The sequence below is a fragment of the Cupriavidus sp. IDO genome (genome assembly GCF_000812465.1).
Lineage (GTDB): Bacteria > Pseudomonadota > Gammaproteobacteria > Burkholderiales > Burkholderiaceae > Cupriavidus.
The window spans coordinates 32,554-49,491 of the sequence record NZ_JWMA01000021.1 but is presented as its reverse complement, the minus strand read 5'-3'; the positions used below and the strand labels follow the sequence as shown (position 1 = coordinate 49,491).

At 61.8% G+C, this 16,938-nt stretch carries 11 protein-coding genes and 2 pseudogenes; 4 read left to right on the top strand and 9 right to left on the bottom strand.

All coding sequences use genetic code 11. The features are described from left to right. The 3 genes and pseudogenes from RM96_RS07365 to RM96_RS07355 form a co-directional block, all read right to left on the bottom strand. Positions 1 to 249: pseudogene (locus tag RM96_RS07365) on the bottom strand (D-2-hydroxyacid dehydrogenase family protein); the annotation flags it as partial. A gap of 489 nt (positions 250 to 738) precedes the next feature. Then, positions 739 to 1,191, bottom strand: a pseudogene (locus RM96_RS07360) (DNA-binding protein); the annotation flags it as partial. A 182-nt stretch (positions 1,192 to 1,373) separates the two neighbouring features. Continuing rightward, positions 1,374 to 2,654 (bottom strand): hypothetical protein, encoded by a 1,281-nt coding sequence (locus RM96_RS07355; protein WP_039009318.1) that lies wholly within the window; start codon positions 2,652 to 2,654, stop codon positions 1,374 to 1,376. A gap of 461 nt (positions 2,655 to 3,115) precedes the next feature. Here RM96_RS07355 and hisN point away from each other — a divergent pair, with 461 nt between their 5' ends. Then, positions 3,116 to 3,907, top strand: a complete 792-nt coding sequence (gene hisN / locus RM96_RS07345; RefSeq protein ID WP_039009315.1) for a histidinol-phosphatase — start codon at positions 3,116 to 3,118, stop codon at positions 3,905 to 3,907. A 91-nt stretch (positions 3,908 to 3,998) separates the two neighbouring features. On the opposite strand, the gene RM96_RS07340 is transcribed toward hisN, so the two are convergent. The 3 genes from RM96_RS07340 to RM96_RS07330 all read right to left on the bottom strand — a co-directional run bounded on the left by RM96_RS07340 (position 3,999) and on the right by RM96_RS07330 (position 6,470). Next, complete coding sequence (locus RM96_RS07340; protein ID WP_039009314.1) at positions 3,999 to 4,892, bottom strand: 3-keto-5-aminohexanoate cleavage protein; 894 nt, start codon at positions 4,890 to 4,892, stop codon at positions 3,999 to 4,001. Between the two features lie 2 nt (positions 4,893 to 4,894). Then, positions 4,895 to 5,638: an SDR family oxidoreductase gene (locus tag RM96_RS07335; protein ID WP_238587130.1), complete on the bottom strand. Its 744-nt coding sequence runs from the start codon at positions 5,636 to 5,638 to the stop codon at positions 4,895 to 4,897. 64 nt (positions 5,639 to 5,702) lie between these two features. After that, positions 5,703 to 6,470: an SDR family NAD(P)-dependent oxidoreductase gene (locus RM96_RS07330; RefSeq protein WP_039009310.1), complete on the bottom strand. Its 768-nt coding sequence runs from the start codon at positions 6,468 to 6,470 to the stop codon at positions 5,703 to 5,705. A gap of 269 nt (positions 6,471 to 6,739) precedes the next feature. Between RM96_RS07330 and RM96_RS07325 the strand changes: the two genes are divergently transcribed. The 3 genes from RM96_RS07325 to RM96_RS07315 are packed head-to-tail and all read left to right on the top strand — an operon-like array spanning position 6,740 to position 11,143. Then, a complete protein-coding gene (locus RM96_RS07325) occupies positions 6,740 to 8,812 on the top strand; it encodes a hydantoinase/oxoprolinase family protein (RefSeq protein ID WP_039009308.1) in 2,073 nt (690 codons plus the stop codon). A gap of 13 nt (positions 8,813 to 8,825) precedes the next feature. Beyond that, positions 8,826 to 10,622 (top strand): hydantoinase B/oxoprolinase family protein, encoded by a 1,797-nt coding sequence (locus RM96_RS07320; protein ID WP_039009306.1) that lies wholly within the window; start codon positions 8,826 to 8,828, stop codon positions 10,620 to 10,622. Further along, complete coding sequence (locus RM96_RS07315; protein WP_052279363.1) at positions 10,622 to 11,143, top strand: gamma carbonic anhydrase family protein; 522 nt, start codon at positions 10,622 to 10,624, stop codon at positions 11,141 to 11,143. The genes RM96_RS07320 and RM96_RS07315 overlap by 1 nt, the downstream gene beginning before the upstream one ends. Positions 11,144 to 11,203: 60 nt before the next feature. On the opposite strand, the gene RM96_RS07310 is transcribed toward RM96_RS07315, so the two are convergent. The 3 genes from RM96_RS07310 to RM96_RS07300 form a co-directional block, all read right to left on the bottom strand. Continuing rightward, positions 11,204 to 12,004: a GntR family transcriptional regulator gene (locus RM96_RS07310; protein WP_039009304.1), complete on the bottom strand. Its 801-nt coding sequence runs from the start codon at positions 12,002 to 12,004 to the stop codon at positions 11,204 to 11,206. 140 nt (positions 12,005 to 12,144) lie between these two features. Then, the gene (locus RM96_RS07305) at positions 12,145 to 13,230 is read right to left on the bottom strand and encodes a Leu/Phe/Val dehydrogenase (protein ID WP_082016448.1); all 1,086 of its coding nucleotides are present in this window, start codon (positions 13,228 to 13,230) and stop codon (positions 12,145 to 12,147) included. 67 nt (positions 13,231 to 13,297) lie between these two features. Further along, positions 13,298 to 16,822 (bottom strand): indolepyruvate ferredoxin oxidoreductase family protein, encoded by a 3,525-nt coding sequence (locus tag RM96_RS07300; protein WP_039009302.1) that lies wholly within the window; start codon positions 16,820 to 16,822, stop codon positions 13,298 to 13,300. Between the last annotated feature and the right edge of the window lie 116 nt (positions 16,823 to 16,938).

Here is a 16,938-nt window from a genome sequence, read left to right as displayed (position 1 = left end):
GGAGGCAATCAGCCTCAGCTTCGGAAGCTGCTCCATCAAGGGGCGCCGGAAGGGCGTGCGCTCGCGCATCGCGCATACCACATCGAAATCGCGCAGTCGCTCGACGATGTTGCCTTCATCGTCGACGTGGTCGCCAAAGACAACAATCTCCGCCCTCTCCTTCAGGGGCGACCAGTCGGCCACCGTGAGGGCAGCGCCCTGGTAGTCGTCCAGGATGGCAATCTTCTTCTTCGCAGAGCTCGTCGTCATGGCATCTCCAATCAGTCTGGTTTGTTCGATTCAGAATACTCCGGACAGCAGATAGCCTGCATTCGGAACCTTGGCCTGCAGGCCAAGCGTGTTCAGTATCTGGTACACCGTGGAAGTCGCTGAAGTCTGGGCGTGCAATGCACTGTATGCCGCCGCCCATTTCGATTTTGTCCTCATTCCCGCCAACCGCTCGGCGACAGTTGAGTGAGGGGAGTCCGGCCCCACACCGGCCCTGGGTCACCTGCCCCTGCCCACAACGAAGGCCCAATAGCTTTTTCTGAGATCTGGCGTTATGTTAAATGACGGCTTGCTCGGAGGAGATGACTCCCTATGACATGCCGTCAAGCCACTCGTGGGCATGCTGGACACAGTGGCAGTTCAAAACAAGCTGATGATGGTTGGAATGGACCTGCTGCAGCAAAAGCGCTCGCACTCACACAAGATCGCGCTATACAAAAAGGCTCCGGCCACCGCGAGCCGATCGGCCAGCGCCGCGGCCTGCGCTTCGAGCTTAGCGCGGCCTTCCGCCTGCGCCACCGCCGCATCGCGCGCCTCGCTGCGTGCCGCCACCAGTTCGCCGCGCAGGTCTTCAGCCGCGCGCTCACTCTTCTGGCGCGCGGTGCGCTCCTGGTCCAGTTCGCGCAAGCTGCGCCGCTCGCTGGCTTCGGCGCGCTCCTGCGCGAGCGTCACCGCCTCGCGCGCCCGCTCCAGCTCCGTCGAGACTTGGGTGCGCAGAGCGTCCAGCTGGCGCCGGGCCGCCTCCAGCTCCGTCCGGCCCGCGTCGAGCCGGCCTGGGTCGCGGCGTGCGCCTGCCGCTCCGCGGCTAAAGGGCCGGCCGGGATGGTCGATGGTCACGCACGTGCGACCGCGTAGCTCCTGCCAGAACGCCTGCAGCACCTCGGCCGGAGTACCCCTGCTGCCCTTGCGCACTGGGCGGTAGAGGAGGACCGGCCGCATGTGCATGGCTTATTCAAGGACCGCCCTCGGGCTTTTTGCTGCGCGGCCATCGCCCGCGCCAGGATTGCAGTTCGCTGAACGACAGGACCGACATCGCCGCTGTCCGCACCAGCAATGCTCGCGATCATCTGCGCGCGCTTGATCGACGTCTTTTCGCCTCCTCAGCCCTACTCAATTTCGCCAGCGAGTCCCAAGGCGACCAAAATGGGCTTGGTCGCGAGCCAGGCATCCTCGACCGCCGATATGAATGACGCCTGCCCGAGGGACTTGCTCTTGCCATACTTGAACGCGATTCCAAATGACAGATTCAGATTCGCCTGTCGTTTGGAGAATGCAGCAACTGTTGCTTCCAGCCACTCTTCCTGCAATTTGACCGTGTCCTCGTCACCAGCATCGACGGCCGTTCTCGGATCAAACTCGACTCGCGCATCCACAAACGGTTCAGCACGCTGTGACGGATACCGACGCTGAAGAACCAGGACGTACGGCGTGGCACCTGGGTCGCGCATCAGCAATGGCGCTGCGCGCTGAATGAACTCACTGAGCGCAGCCTGTAGTCCTGAGAAACCCAGAATCGCCAACCTACGGCGGAGTTGGCCATCAATGCCGTTGGGAAGCGTGAGTTGGGCTCTCACTTGCTCCCGCTCTATGCCGAGCGTAAGGTGCGGAAACTCCGAAAATTCCCGCTTACCTGCCGCGGAAAATTGGAGCACATCCCAGACATGGCTGCCCTTGCTGCCGGTGATGGCGGGGCGCCCTGGTCGCCCCACGTTGACCCCCAACTCGTCCTGCAACGCCCTGCTCTCGCGCAATTTCTGCATTGCAAGCAGAAGCAATCGCTTGCCCTCGAGGTAGGAGTACGGATTTTCGGCGTCAAAAGAGATGCCCGTGAAAATCGTCAAGGTGTATCCCCCTTTTAGATACTCATCCGAGAGCATCTTCCGCTCCGCCACTTCCATGTAACGGCTAAGTCGACGGGCCCACTCACTAGTTGTCGAGTCCTTGGCCCAGTGGTACAAGTCGCTCCACGTGCGCGCCGTGGTCCGTCCCGGCAATTTCGGCGTTTCGCTACGCGGCGACAGCACTACCTGGCGCGGCGACTCGAAGCCCTGGCGGTTAGCGGTCTGAAGATGCCGCTGCAGTTGATCGGTATCGATGTTTAGGGCCACCTTGGACTCGATGAGTAGTGCCCAGCCGTCGTCGTTGAACATCCACGCATCGGGCAGGCCGCGGCGAACATCATCGGTTCTTTCCTGCTCGGACTCTTCCGGCTCCGGCTCACCGGGGAGGCTCTGTTCGACGATGCGCAATTCCGTGCGAGGCGCGTCTTCGCCGGTCGCCCATTTGACGAACGAAACCAGCAAGCTGCGCTCGGCCTCGAGGCAGCACGCCAGCGCATGCGTGAGCCGATTCTCCGGCTGGGTGTACTGATCAAAGATGTTCCGCACGGCTATGAGACTCGGGAGGATTCACGGTGCCAAACCGAGTATAGGAGACGGTTTTGGCGCTGGCCAAGCCCGAGAAGAGGCATGTAGCCGCGGTGCAAAAGCCGATACTGGCTGAGGGTGCCATTCTTCGCAAGATGGCAACGGTTCCAGCGTCTTCAGGGGGCCCGTGCGTGTTTCTCCTCTCCACTCCCTCTAGTTGCGAGCTTGCCAAGGAGTTTGGCTTCATCGGGGCTGGCCCCAGAATAGAAGGCCACAGGCCTCCGGGTACAGCGCTCATGTTTTGGGAAAGCGCCCGCGGAGTCGGTGAGGTCGGCCTGGGGCGCAGCGTCGGTCAAATCTGATCCAGGTCGGCAGCAGGCAAGTCGCGGACACAGCGCAACGATGCCTGAGCATGTTCCGGCCTGACACCAAGGGCTACAATAGCGAGTACGACTTCTCTATGATGCATGCTTTAATTCACTATGCCACTGCACGCAGATCAGCAAGCCGAATTTCTCACCTTTGCCGGTCGCATGGCCGATGCAGCAAGCGCTGTCACGCTCGCCTATTTTCGTGCAGTGATCGATGTGGTGGACAAAGGTGCCACACGCTTTGATCCCGTTACCGTGGCCGACCGGGAAGCCGAGCGGGCCATGCGCGAGCTGATCCGGAGTACCTATCCCAGCCATGGCATTCTCGGCGAAGAGGAGCAGCGAATTGTCGGGACCGAGCCCTTCACGTGGGTACTGGATCCCATTGACGGGACGCGTGCATTTATTACAGGACTGCCACTTTGGGGAACGCTGATTGCGCTCAATGATGGCCAGCACTCGGTACTCGGGGTCATGGATCAGCCGTTCACGCGCGAGCGCTTCTCCGGTGACGGCAACCAAGCCTGGCTCAATGGCAACCTATTAAGGGTCCAGCCTTGCAAAGCTCTCTCAGACGCCAAGCTGCTCTGCACGACTCCCGACATGTTTGAAGCGGGCGAACAATGGGACGCTTTCCAGCGTGTGGCACGTTCCGCCCGAATGCAGCGATACGGCGGGGATTGTTACGGATATTGCATGGTTGCCGCGGGCCAGGTCGACGCCGTGGTCGAGGCGGGACTACAGCCTTATGACGTGCAGGCGCTGATCCCAATCATCAAGGGTGCCGGCGGCGTCATGACAAGTTGGACGGGCGGCGATCCTCAGGATGGCGGTGCGGTGGTCGCTTGCGGCGACGCTCGCGTGCATGAGGAGATTCTGCGGCTACTGAATGCGCAAGGATGAGTGATATGCGATGCCATTCGCGCTGCACGCAGGGAATGGCATGACGCTTGGGGCACAGGGGTAGTTGTACGACCCCCGACCCCTTGGCTCGCTAGGCGGGTCGAGACAAGCCCATGATGTCACGGGCTTCAGCCGGCGTGGCCACGGACATGCCCAGGTGCTCAATCACATTGCGAGCACGCTCGACAAGCTGGCCGTTGGTGGCAAAGACGCCACGGCTCAGGTACAGATTGTCCTCTAGGCCAACACGCACGTTACCGCCCAGCAAGGCTGCCTGCGCCATCATTGGCATTTGGTCTCGTCCAATACCGAAGGCGGCCCACTGGGCATTCGGTGGAATGAGGTTGCGTTGATAAAGCATTGTCTCTGTGCTCGCGGGCGCCCCCCACAGGACGCCCAGCACCATCTGGAAGAGCGGCACTCCGTCAATCAGGCCCTCCTCGATTAGCGACTTGCCGAACAGAATGTCTCCGGGACTGAACACCTCCAACTCCGGCTTGACACCGAGTTCCTGGAAACGCCGAGCCATCGCACGCAGGGTTCGAGTGGTATTCAGGTAGACAAACTCGAGTTTGCCTTCCACTTGGTTTCCAGTCGTAATATCGAGTGAGGCAATCTCCGGCAAACAATCTTCGAGATGCTTGACCCGCTCAGCAACGGGGATGACGTCACTTTCGGGTAGCGCCCTCGACTCGTCTTCGGGATCCGGCAGCAGGAACGCGCCCAGGCCACAGGTTAGATTCAGCACGATATCCGTACCCGAAGAGCGTACCCGGTCGACCACCTCCTTGAATAGCATCGGATCGCGACTGCCTCCGCCCGTCTTGGGGTCGCGCACGTGAATGTGCGCGACAGAAGCACCGGCCTTCGCCGCCTCCACGCAGGCATCAGCAATCTGTGCCGGTGTAATCGGCATCGAAGGATGCTTGGGATTAAATGGAGCGTTTCCCGTTACGGCACAGGTAAGGATAACTTTGCGTGACATTGTCAGATCTCCCATTCGACGTTTCCACTAACGGCCAGTAGCTCGCCGGTAATCTTCGCCGCGGCATCCGACGCGAGAAAGAGAACGGTCTGCGCAAGGTCTTCTGGCTGAACCTTGCTGCGCAACGATATGTACTTCAGGTAGTCCGATTCCACTTCTTCGGCAGCGCGCCCCGATTCCTGTGCGATGTTGGCGACGATTCGCCGCATCCTGTCGTTGTCGATCATGCCCGGCAGGATCGCGTTGCAACGAACATTGAACGGACCCAGCTCGCGGGCTGCATTCAAGGTAAGCGACTCGACTGCGGCTTTTGATACCACATAAGGCGTGCGCATTGGCAGCCGGGTGCGCGTGGACCCGGTCGAGAAATTGATGATTGCGCCATGACGGTGCCGCTTCATGGCGGGGACGACACGCTTCATGAACTGGAACATCGCGCCAACATTGACGTCGAGTGTCTCGCACCATGCCTCGTCGGAGATATCTTCGATTGCAGCTCGCGGGCCAGCGATGCCGACGTTGTTCACGAGGACCGAGATGTCGCCAAATTGGCGCTCGGCCTCCCGCACTACTCTCGCAACGTCATCGGGCTTGCCCACATTGGCGACCGTTCCGGTCATGCCGGGGTTGGCGCGCAGGGTCTCGGCCAGCGCATCGGCGCGTACGTCACAGATATGCACCAGCGCGCCTCTAGCGCGGAAATGCTCTGCGATAACGCGGCCGACACTATCGGCACCGCCCGTCACCAGGACTCTTTCTTTCATCTCGGAAATGCCTTGTCATCGTTGATTTGAACACCCGGTCACGCCTTCACAGCCCGGCGGATATGCCCTCGTCCATCAACAGGCAACTGCCATGCATGGCGCGCGCGGCGTCGGAGGCGAGGAACGCGATGGCGCCTGCGATGTCCTCGGGCTCGGAGAACGTTCGCGTGCTGGGCGTACGCGCCGCCATGAAATCGCGCAGCCCCTGCATGGCAGCCTCATTGCGAATGTCGTCGTTCATGGCGGTGGCCGTATTGCCTGGTGCCACGCAATTGACTTTGATGTTTTCACGGCCCAGTTCGCAGGCCAAGGCACGCGTCGCAAGGATGATGCCGGCCTTCGTCGCGCAATAGATCGCATAGGAGCCAAACCCGGTCAGCCCAGCGACCGACGCCACATTGACGATTCGCCCCCCACCGTTGGCCTTCAACACAGGCACCACCGCGTCAATCGTGTTCCATGTGCCCTTCAGGTTCGTGTCAATCATCTGGTTGACATGCGTGGCGTCGGAGCTGCCTGCCGGTGTCGGCTTGAAGATTCCGGCGGCATTCACCAGGACGTCGATACGGCCGAACGCATCGTGAACCTCGGCGATAAGCCGGCGGGCCGCGTCGGGATTACGGACGTCGCAGGCAAAACCCGCCGCATCGCCCCCTTTGACATTGATGGCTTGCGCAACCTTGCCAGCCTTCGCCCGGTCCGCGCTGGCAACTACGGCGACGCGGAAGCCCTCGGCCGCCAGCTTCCTTGCGGCGGCTTCGCCAATCCCTTGTGAACCGCCGGTAACGATGGCGACTTTCGTTGTGTCGTGCATTTTCCTGCTCCTCTGTTCTGAATTCGTCGAGCCTTTCGGGCCGGGTCTTGCTTAGGAGCAAAGGTAGCTGTTTAGTGATCACAAATCAAACATTATTTCTCGGCGCACCGACTCATACCTTGTAATCTGGCCGTTTTATAGTGGTTTACCCTTATTTTTTCCGTTTAGCCACCAATGTTCTTGTGATCACAAACATCGATAAATATACTGACCTGGCTGGTGGCGTCATGACGCGACGCCCCACCGGGTTGGCTCACAGGAGACAGTTCATGCGTTTTGCAGTAGACACAGGCGGTACCTTCACCGACCTCATCGTTGAGGATGAGGCCGGCAACTTGCATATGTTCAAGTCCCCGACGACGCCGTCGGACCCTATCAGCGGAGTCCTGGATGCCCTCCAGGTTGCCGCCGACGGCCTTGGGCTTGCGCGCGACACCATGTTGTCGCGCGGCGAGATGTTCATCTATGGGACCACTCACGCGATCAACGCCATCATCACGGGCAACACGGCGCGAACGGCCTTGATCGTGCCGTCTGGCCACCGCGATATCCTTACCTTGCGGGAGGGGGGGCGCCTGGAGCCGTTCAACTTCACGGTGGCGTACCCCGATCCGTTTGTGCCAAGGGCGCTCACCTGGGAAGTCCCTGGCCGCATCCTGGCTGACGGCACAGAACTGGAGCCACTGGACGAGGCCGCCCTCATCCGATCCCTTAATGAGATGCGACGCGCAGGGATCGAAGCCATTGCGGTATGCCTGCTTTGGTCGATCGTAAATCCCGCACACGAGCACCGGGTCGCGGAGCTCATTCAAACCCACCTTCCCGGCGTGCCCTTCACGCTGTCGCACCGACTCAACCCGATTCCGCGAGAGTTCCGTCGGGCCTCGTCCAGCTGCATCGATGCTTCCCTGAAGCCGATGATGCGCGCCTACATGCATACACTGGTGGACCGGCTTAAGTCAGCGGGCTTCCCGGGACGCGTCGTAGTGGTCACCTCGCAGGGCGGCGTCATGGATGCGGACCACGTCGCGGACGCGCCCATTCATCTCATCAATTCCGGCCCTTCGATGGCCCCCGTTTCCGGCCGCTACTTCGCGCGGGCCGACGAAGACACCGGGACGGCAATCGTGGCCGACACCGGCGGCACGACCTACGATGTCAGCCTGGTGCGCCGCGGCCGCGTGCCGTGGTCCCAGGAAACCTGGATCGGCGCGCCCTACCGCGGCGTCATGACGGGCTTCCCTTCGGTGGACGTGAAAAGCGTGGGCGCAGGCGGCGGCTCCATCGCCTGGGTAGACAGTGGCGGCATGCTGCACGTTGGCCCCAACAGTGCCGGCGCCGTGCCGGGCCCCGTCTGCTATCGCCGGGGCGGAACGTTGCCGACAGTCACGGATGCCTCGCTCGCGTTGGGCTATATCGACCCGGATTTCTTCCTCGGCGGCACCATGAAACTGGACGCGAGCGCTGCGCGTGAGGCAATTCAGGACCACATCGCTACTCCGCTGGGCATGTCCGTGGAAGCAGCCGCCGCCTCGATCATCAGCATTGCCACCGAGAACATGGTGCAGGCCATCTGCGACATCACCATAAACCAGGGTATCGACCCAAGCGAGGCCGTCCTCATCGGCGGCGGTGGCGCAGCCGGACTGAATTCCGTACTGATTGCGCGTCGCCTGAGTTCGCCGCGCCTGGTCATTCCGCAAGTCGGCGCCACCATGAGCGCTGCCGGCGCCATGATGTCCGACCTGACATCTCATTACCACGCAACCTTCTTCACGCGAAGCGATGCCTTTGACTTCGCGGGCGTGCGGGAGGTCCTGAACGACCTCACCGAGCGTTGCCAGGAATTTATCGATGGCCCCGGCAAGGGCTCCCTGGCTCAGACTGTAACTCTCTGGGCAGAGGCACGCTATCCGGAGCAGGTATGGGAACTCGAGGTGCAGCTGCCTCCAGATGGAATCTATACAGAAGCGGATACTGCCGCGCTCGTCGAAGGCTTTCACCGCGCCCACGAGGAAGTCTTTGCGATCCGCGATGCGGGCTCACCCATCGAGATCGTGGGCTGGCGAGCGACGGTTGCCTGCCGCATCCGCGCACAGGAGGGCGGCACGCTTGCCAACTCGATCGCGCGCCCGATCGCAAACCCCGTTCGCAAAGCCTATTTCGAGGGCGCGGGCTATGTCGACACTGCGGTGGTCCGCTTCGAAGCACTCGATTCCTCGGAAACCGTCCAAGGACCAGCAATCATCGAGTCGTCCTTTACCACTGTCGTGCTGAACCCCGGGGCGAGCGCCACGCGCCGGGCGAGCGGCAGTCTTTCTATTCTTCCCGGCCGCGATTAATCAGGAGCCACTCATGCAACGAGACACGATCGAGCGTCCCGCCACGGATGGCGTCCAGCTCGCATTGATTACCAACCGGCTTGAAGGCGTCGCCCGCAAGATGGCCAATACATTGCTTCGCAGTGGTCGGTCAGGCGTGCTCAATATCGCACGGGACTTCTCCTGCTGCATCGTCACGGCGGATTGCCAACTGCTCGCAGCCGCCGAAAGTCTTCCCATCCATGTGCTGAGCGGTCCGGACATGATGAGCGCGACAATGAAGCAGTTCCACCCGGAGCTGCGCCGTGGCGATGCGTTCCTCCACAATTCGCCCTATCACGGCTGCTCTCACCCGGCCGACCACACAATCCTGGTGCCGGTGATCGACGACCAGGGCACTCACCGCTTCACGGTGGTGGCCAAGGCGCACCAGGCGGACTGCGGCAACTCGGAGCCAACCACGTATATGGGAGGCGCCCGCGACATCTACCATGAGGGAGCTCTAATCTTCCCTGCAGTCAAAGTGCAGCAGGACTATGGCAATATCGACGATATTGTGCGCATGTGCAAAATGCGCATCCGCGTGCCCGAACAATGGTGGGGCGACTATCTCGCGATGGTCGGTGCCGCCCGCATTGGAGAGCGCGAGCTGCTGGCGTTGGGTGAAGAACTCGGATGGGACCGACTGGAGCAGTATGCAGTCGACTACCTGGATTACTCCGAGCAGCGCATGATTAGCGCTATTCAGTCCCTGACTCCCGGGCGCGGGACGGGCACCAGCACCCATGACGCACTATTCCCCGGCATGTCGGAGGAAGGCGTAACGATCCGCGCTGAGATCGATGTGGATGCCGCCAATGGCAAGGTGACGGTGGATCTGCGTGACAACCCGGATTGCCTGCCGTGTGGCCTCAATCTCAGCGAAGCGTGCGCACGGACGGCTGCGATGGTCGGCGTCTTCAACAGTATCGAGCACACCGTGCCCAAAAACTCAGGGTCCTTCCGCCGTATCGATATTCGTTTGCGCGAAGGCTGCGTGGTTGGCATCCCCCTGCATCCCACCTCATGTTCCGTCGCCACCACGAATATGGCCGACCGCGTCGCCAATGCCGTGCAGACCGCTGTGGCCGAGATGGCAGATGGCGCCGGACTGGCGGAATGCGGCGCCGTGATCCCACCGGCAATCGGTGTGATTTCGGGCATTGACCCCAGTACGGGTCACCGTTTCATCAACCAGCTGTTCCTTGGCTTCACCGGCGGCGCTGCGGGGCCGACGGCCGACGCATGGCAGACGATCGGACACGTTGGTAACGCGGGCCTGTGCTTCCAGGACAGCGTCGAACTCGATGAAATGCGCCACCCTCTGTTTGTTCGCTCTCGGAGCTTTGTACCCGACAGCGAAGGAGCCGGACGCCACAACGGTGCGCGAAGCATGTTTGTCGAGTTCGGCCCGCGCGGTTGCGAAATGGATATAGGCTACGTCAGCGATGGCTCTGTTAACGGCCCCAAGGGCGTCCGTGGCGGTCTCGCCGGTGCTAACTCCGGGCAGCGGCGACGCCTGGGATCCGGCAGCCTCGAAGCCCTGCCGGCCGGCGGCGTCATCACACTGCGCGACGGCGAGACCATCCTGTCCTATTCCTGTGGTGGCGGAGGCTACGGCGACCCGCATACCCGAGACCCCGAGCTGGTTCGAAAGGACGTGACTGAGGGTTACTTAAGCATCGAGCGTGCGCGTGACGTCTATGCCGTGGTAGTGAGCCACGATGGCGCACTGGATAGTACAGCGACCGCGAGATTGCGTAACGAAGTCTCGACACGAAAGGCGGCGTGATGCGGGTACGTTTTTGCAAATCGATACCGTCGATCGGCAAGTCCTGCTTCCTTGCCGACAATGCGACTGTCGTGGGCGCCGTGACACTGGGAGAGAACAGTTCCATATGGTTCTCCGCAGTACTGCGTGCCGACGTGGAACCAATTACCATCGGCGCCCGGACCAACCTCCAGGACGGCGTTGTCGTGCATGCCGACCCAGGGCACCCCGTCATTATTGGCGATGGCGTAAGCGTCGGCCATCAGGCTCGCCTGCACGGATGCAGCGTCGCGGATGGGGCCCTGATCGGAATCGGGGCCACGGTGCTGGACGGGGCGCAGATCGGCAAACAGTCCCTGATCGGGGCCGGTGCGCTGATTCCTCCCGGAAAAGTCATCCCGCCGCGAAGCCTTGTCATGGGTATGCCAGGCCGGGTCGTGCGAACGTTGACCGATGAGGAAGTCGCCGAGCTGGCTTGGGCAGCCGATGAATACGTTAAGCTTGGCCTGGCCTACCTGCAGGAAGCGGAACAGGCCTCTTAGGACCCGCGAGGGCTGGCAGGCAACTTGGCCCTCGCCATGCCTGTGGATGATGCCAGCGTATTACTCCGTCGTCGCCGGGGCCCTGCCCCGGCGCTTTCGCTCTGCGGCAGGCACCAGGATCGGCGTACCGTCCGCAGCGAAGATCTGCGTCTTGTACCACTTGGCCGCATCGAGGATATCGGACTGCACCGCGTCGCTGGATGCTTGCGGATCGCGCTTTGCAAGCGCGGCCAGAATATTGAAGTGGTGCATGATGCCCCGGTCATGCAGGATCTCGCGGGTCGACTGCATCTGCTTCATGACAGCCGCAATGTAGGGCCCGCTCTGCAGCCAGAGCATTTCAATGATCGAGACCAGCAACTCCGAACGCGAGGCCCGGTAGATCGTAAAGTGCAGTTGCTCGTTTGCCGCGACCGCGGCCGGCACATCGCCAGCGTCCACAGCATGACTGTAGTCTTCCGCCGCAGCTTTGATCAGGGAGAAGTCTGCCTGCGTCATGCGCTCGGCGGCCAGCCACGCAGCGCGCCCCTCGAGCGTGGCACGCGTGTCGATGAGATCGTCCAGGCGCTCCATCGACACATCTGGGACACGCAGCGTCCGATTCGGCAGCAGTTCCAGGGCGCCCTCGGTCACCAGGCGGCTTACGGCTTCGCGGACCGGCATTGTGCTGGTGCCGAGCAAGGCGGCAAGACCGCGAATGGTTACCGGGCTCCCCGGAGAAAAACGCCCTGCTCGCAATGCGTTGGCCAGTTCGGTATAAGCGCGTTCGCGAAGCGCAACGTTGGTCAGCCGGGAAACCGCCGGACCGTCGTCGTCGAACCCGTCCTTGTCCTGGCGCCCCTGTTCGCCCAGCCCGCCCATTGGATGCTCCTGTGATCTCTGATAGTAGAAGCGCCCCAAAAACGGCATCGTTCGTGTCGAATGCGCTTTTAGGGCTTATCTGTGATCACAATTATAGGCGATCCAACATTCGACTGTCGAATTGCCACAGGAGCAATGGCTCAGGATACGCCAGCGAGTTTCTCCAGCGCCCAACGGTCGGCTGCACGCGACAGGGGCTCGGCCGTATCGCGGGCGCGAACGAACAACGACTCTACCCGATCGGCGATGCGCAGCACCTCAGCATCCACATCCGATTCAGCAAAGCCGCCCTCGTATTCACGGACGCAGCTGATAATTCCGCCCGCGTTCACGAGATAGTCGGGCAGATAGGCGATGCCACGCTGATGCAAGGCGTCGCCATCGGCATCCGTGGCCAACTGGTTGTTGGCCGCCCCTGCTACCAAACGCGCACGCAGGGCAGGAATGCTGTGCCGATCCAGCGTCGCGCCCAACGCGCAGGGTGCCAGGATGTCGACATCCTGCGCGGCGATATCGTCCACCGCAACGACGGTGGCGTCGAATGCACGACTTGCCGCGGCGGTGCGGGTGGCTTCAATATCGGCAACCACCAGCTTGCAGCCCGCGCGGTCAAGGCGCTCGGCCAGCGCCCAGCCTACTGCGCCAAGACCCTGCACCGCGACGCGGAGGCCCTTCAGCTGCCGAGCGCCGAACACATGCAACGCGCCACGTTCGATGGCGGCAAATACCCCCAGGGCCGTCTTTGGAGAAGGATTGCCACCGAAGCCGTTTGCGCGCGGAATACCCGCCGCATAAGGCGTGACTTCGCGCACCGAAAGCATATCCGCCACCGATGTGCCGACATCTTCCCCAGTGATATAGCTGCCGGCCAGGGCTTGCACCGCCCGGCCGAAGGCCTGGTACATGGCCTTGCGCTCATGCTGCCGATCTCCGCGCATGATGACGGCCTTCCCTCCGCCAAACGGAAGATCCGCCATCGCGTTCTTCAAGCTCATTCCCCGCGACAGGCGCAAGGCATCTTCCATGGCTGCAAGGTCCGACCCATAGCTCCAGTAGCGGCATCCTCCGAAGGCCGGACCGCGCGCCGTGCTATGGATGGCAATGATGGCCCGTAGTCCGGACTTCTCATCCGTGACCAACGTGACGCGCTCATGGGGCGTGGTGCCGCCCAGGCCAAAAAGGCTCACGGAATGATCATCCGCGCCTGAAACTCCGTATGCGTTCATTGGGAAAAGTGGTAAGTGCCATAGAAATAGTGCCGACCGAAGCCGCCACGCATGATTGCGTCATCTGTCACTGCGCCCGAATCTTCTCGCGAAGTCGTTCGAACTCCGGCCTCGCCTCTTCGAAATGACGCATTTTGATGTGCCCAAATCCCCGGACCTTCTCGTACAACCGAACCAGCGCGACAGCGTCATCCATGGTCTTCAATGACAGTCGTTCGAGAACCGCATCGACATCGCGCTCGAATTCGATAATCAGCCGACGCTCCAGCTGACGATCGGCCTGCAGACCGAAAGGATCGAGCGCCGTTCCACGCAGTACCTTGCCGTGCCGCAGCACATGCATCAGCGGCACGATGAACCAGCCCTTCAAGGCAATCTTGCGACGCATTCCACCGGGACTGCCCGCTCGCGCCAGTATCGGAGGAGCCATATGAAAGACACGCTTCGCTCCGGGTGCAAAGCCCTGCATCAGGGCTCGCGACGCCAGAGGGTCGATGTGAAGGCGCGCCACTTCATACTCATCTTTGTAGGCGAGGACCTTGAAGTAGTTGCGTGCGACAGCTTCCGTCAACACGCCCGGCGCGCCCGAGATGCGACCTTCCGCACGGGCGACACGGTCCACCAGGACGGCGTAGCGCCGGCCATATGCGGCATTCTGGTAGGCACCAAGGTCTTGTGCGCGTGCGCTGACGAATCCCCCGATGGTGAACGGCTCGCTCGCCGCAGCGGCGGCTTGCCCTGCCTTGTGCAATGCCATCGGGTCGTGGGCCAGAATCCGGCCCCACAGGAATGCCCGCCGGTTGGCCTCGACAGCAGCGCCATTGAGTTCAATGGCACGCAGGATCGCGATCTCCGAAACCGGCAGCCAACCGCGCTGGAAGGCATGGCCTACCAACATCAGGTTAGCCGCGAAGGTGTCGCCGAAAATCGTCTGCGCCGCAGCGCTCCAGCCATGGAATTCCGCCATGCCCTCACCAACGACACGTTCAATTGCATGCCGGTGGGCCGGCAGTGAAATCTGCATATCGCCATCGCCGACAAAATCCGCGGTCGGTGTCATTGCGGTTTCCACCACAGCATGCGCCGAGCCTGGACGAAGCCTTGCCAGCACGTCTGGAGAGGCCGCCACCACAGCATCGCAGCCAAGCAAAAGGTTGGCGCTCTTCGGCTCGATGCGTGCCGTGGCAATGTGGTCAGGCGACTGGGCCAGCTGAATGTGGCTGACAACCGCCCCATTCTTCTGGGCCAGACCGGTGAAATCGAGCGACGAGGCGCCACGGCCTTCCAGATGAGCCGCCATGGCGAGGATCGCGCCGACGGTGACGATCCCGGTCCCGCCGATCCCTGCCACAAGTACCCCACAGTGCTGCAGCAATTCGGGCGACGTTGTTGCGGGCGGCGGCAAAGTAAGCTGCCACTCGGCTTCCAGACGCTGCAGCGTGCCCGATTGCACCGCGCTTTGCCGCTCCCCCTCGATGGTCACAAAGCTGGGGCAGTAACCTTGCACGCAGGTCATGTCCTTGTTGCAGGCCGACTGGTTGACAGCGCGCTTGCGGCCAAGCTCCGTCTCCAGCGGCTCGACGGCAATACAACCGGAGCGTGCCGAGCAGTCTCCACAGCCCTCGCACACGACAGGATGGATAGCGATGTGCCGCTTGGGCGTTGCCAGCGAACCGCGCTTGCGCCGGCGTCGCTTCTCGGCGGCACACGTCTGGTCATAGATGATGGCTGAGACGCCGCGGTATTCACGCAGACGCATCTGAACGGTATCAAGTTCGCTGCGGTCCACCACAGCCACACTGGCGGGCATCTCGCCCGTCGAGCGATACCGCGCGGGTTCCTCCGAGACCACCACGATCTCTCTCACTCCTTCGGCCACGAGCTGCGCGGCGACCTTCGATACTGTCAGGCCCCCTTCGGTCGGCTGCCCGCCGGTCATCGCGACCGCATCATTGAAGAGGATCTTGTAGGTCACGGCGGTCCGAGCCGCCACGGCCTGCCGAATTGCCAGGCTGCCCGAATGCTGGTAGGTCCCGTCGCCCAGGTTAACGAACAGATGTGGCATGGTGGAGAAGCTCGAAAGACCGACCCACTGCACGCCCTCGCCACCCATCTGACAGAAGGTAGCGGTTCGCTCGCGCTGCCCCAGCGCCATGATGTGGCATCCGATGCCGGCCGCAGCATACGAACCGTCTGGCAGGCGCGTGGAGCTGTTATGCGGGCAGCCGGAACAGAAGAACGGCTTGCGCGACAGGACCGGCTCCGCCGCATGAATTGGAATCATCCGTGAACCGGCGCCCGCTTCAGCGCCGGCACGCTGCGTCCCACGCGCCTCTGCAACAACAACGCCCTGAGCGCCGAAGAACCGGCCAAGGACGCCCGCCACCTGCTCGGGAGAAAACTCCATCGTTGCAGGCAACCATGTTTCACCGTCAGGTCCATGCTTGCCGTACACGGCGGGACGGTCTTCCGGCCGGTGGTTGTACAGCAACGCCTGGATCTGCTGCTCGACCATACTGCGCTTTTCTTCTACTACGATGAGCGCCTGCATGCCCGCGCAAAAGCGCTCCACCCCTTGCCCTTCCAGCGGCCAGGACATGCCGACCTTATAGACGCCGATACCGAGGGATTCCAGCGCGATCGTATCCAGATCGAGGCGCCGCAGCGCCGCCATCACATCGAGGTGAGCCTTGCCCACGGTGATGATCCCGACCCTGGCGCTTGCCGGCCGTACCAGCGTGCGATCAATCGGATTGGCACGGGCAAAGGCAAGCGCCGCGGGCAACCGTTCCTCGATCAGGCGCCGCTCCAATTCGGCACGCTGCTGCGGCCACCGTATAGCCGTATCGAGACCGAAACCTCGCTCGGGAATCTCGATATCGGTCGGAACGGCAAAGCCGCCGTGCAAGCCCGCGCCAGGCAGCGTCATCGACCTGCCACTCTCCACGGTCTCGGTAATTGCCTTGAATGCGACCCACAATCCGGAAAAGCGTGAGAGTGCATAGCCAAACAGGCCGAACTCGACGTACTCCTCCACGGAAGACGGAAACAGAATGGGCATCATCGCCCCTTCGAACACGTGGTCGGTCTGATGCGGGAACATCGAAGACTGCGCCGCGTGGTCATCCCCCGCCACCGCCAGCACGCCGCCGTGGCGCGACGTACCGAGGATATTGGCATTGCGGAATACGTCGCCGGTCCGGTCAACGCCCGGCCCCTTGCCGTACCACATCGAGAACACGCCCTCGACTCGCTTCCCTGGAAAGGCATCAATCTGCTGTGCTCCCCACAGCATCGTTGCCCCCAGATCCTCGTTCAATCCGGGTTCGAAGCGAATATCATGCTCGGCGAGCATCTTTCGCTGTCGCCACAACTCTTGATCCAGACCGCCAAGCGGTGATCCACGATAGCCAGAAACCAGACCACCCGTGCGCAACCGGGCAACGCGGTCGGCACGGGCTTGTTCGAGCAGGATGCGCACCAGCGCCTGTGTCCCCGTGAGGAACACCCGCCCGGAAGCGCGCAGATAGCGATCCTCCAGTCGGTAGCTTTCATCGGTAAGAAAGTGGTTTTCGTTTGCGCGCTGGTTCATGCTTTGCCTCCGTGCTTCTGATTGCTTGTGCGAGAAATTCTAGGTATTCATCGCCTTTGATATGTGCCAAACTGACTCAAAGATTTGACTCCAATTAGCACGTTCCGCTGATCTTT

What these genes read in the sequence shown, in the direction of transcription:
- hisN (WP_039009315.1), top strand. Translation starts at nt 3,116, where the DNA reads ATGCCACTGCACGCAGATCAGCAAGCCGAATTTCTCACCTTTGCCGGT.
- RM96_RS07310 (WP_039009304.1), bottom strand. Translation starts at nt 12,004, where the DNA reads ATGGGCGGGCTGGGCGAACAGGGGCGCCAGGACAAGGACGGGTTCGAC.
- RM96_RS07340 (WP_039009314.1), bottom strand. Translation starts at nt 4,892, where the DNA reads ATGTCACGCAAAGTTATCCTTACCTGTGCCGTAACGGGAAACGCTCCA.
- RM96_RS07320 (WP_039009306.1), top strand. Translation starts at nt 8,826, where the DNA reads ATGCAACGAGACACGATCGAGCGTCCCGCCACGGATGGCGTCCAGCTC.
- RM96_RS07330 (WP_039009310.1), bottom strand. Translation starts at nt 6,470, where the DNA reads ATGCACGACACAACGAAAGTCGCCATCGTTACCGGCGGTTCACAAGGG.
- RM96_RS07325 (WP_039009308.1), top strand. Translation starts at nt 6,740, where the DNA reads ATGCGTTTTGCAGTAGACACAGGCGGTACCTTCACCGACCTCATCGTT.
- RM96_RS07305 (WP_082016448.1), bottom strand. Translation starts at nt 13,230, where the DNA reads ATGAACGCATACGGAGTTTCAGGCGCGGATGATCATTCCGTGAGCCTT.
- RM96_RS07300 (WP_039009302.1), bottom strand. Translation starts at nt 16,822, where the DNA reads ATGAACCAGCGCGCAAACGAAAACCACTTTCTTACCGATGAAAGCTAC.
- RM96_RS07315 (WP_052279363.1), top strand. Translation starts at nt 10,622, where the DNA reads ATGCGGGTACGTTTTTGCAAATCGATACCGTCGATCGGCAAGTCCTGC.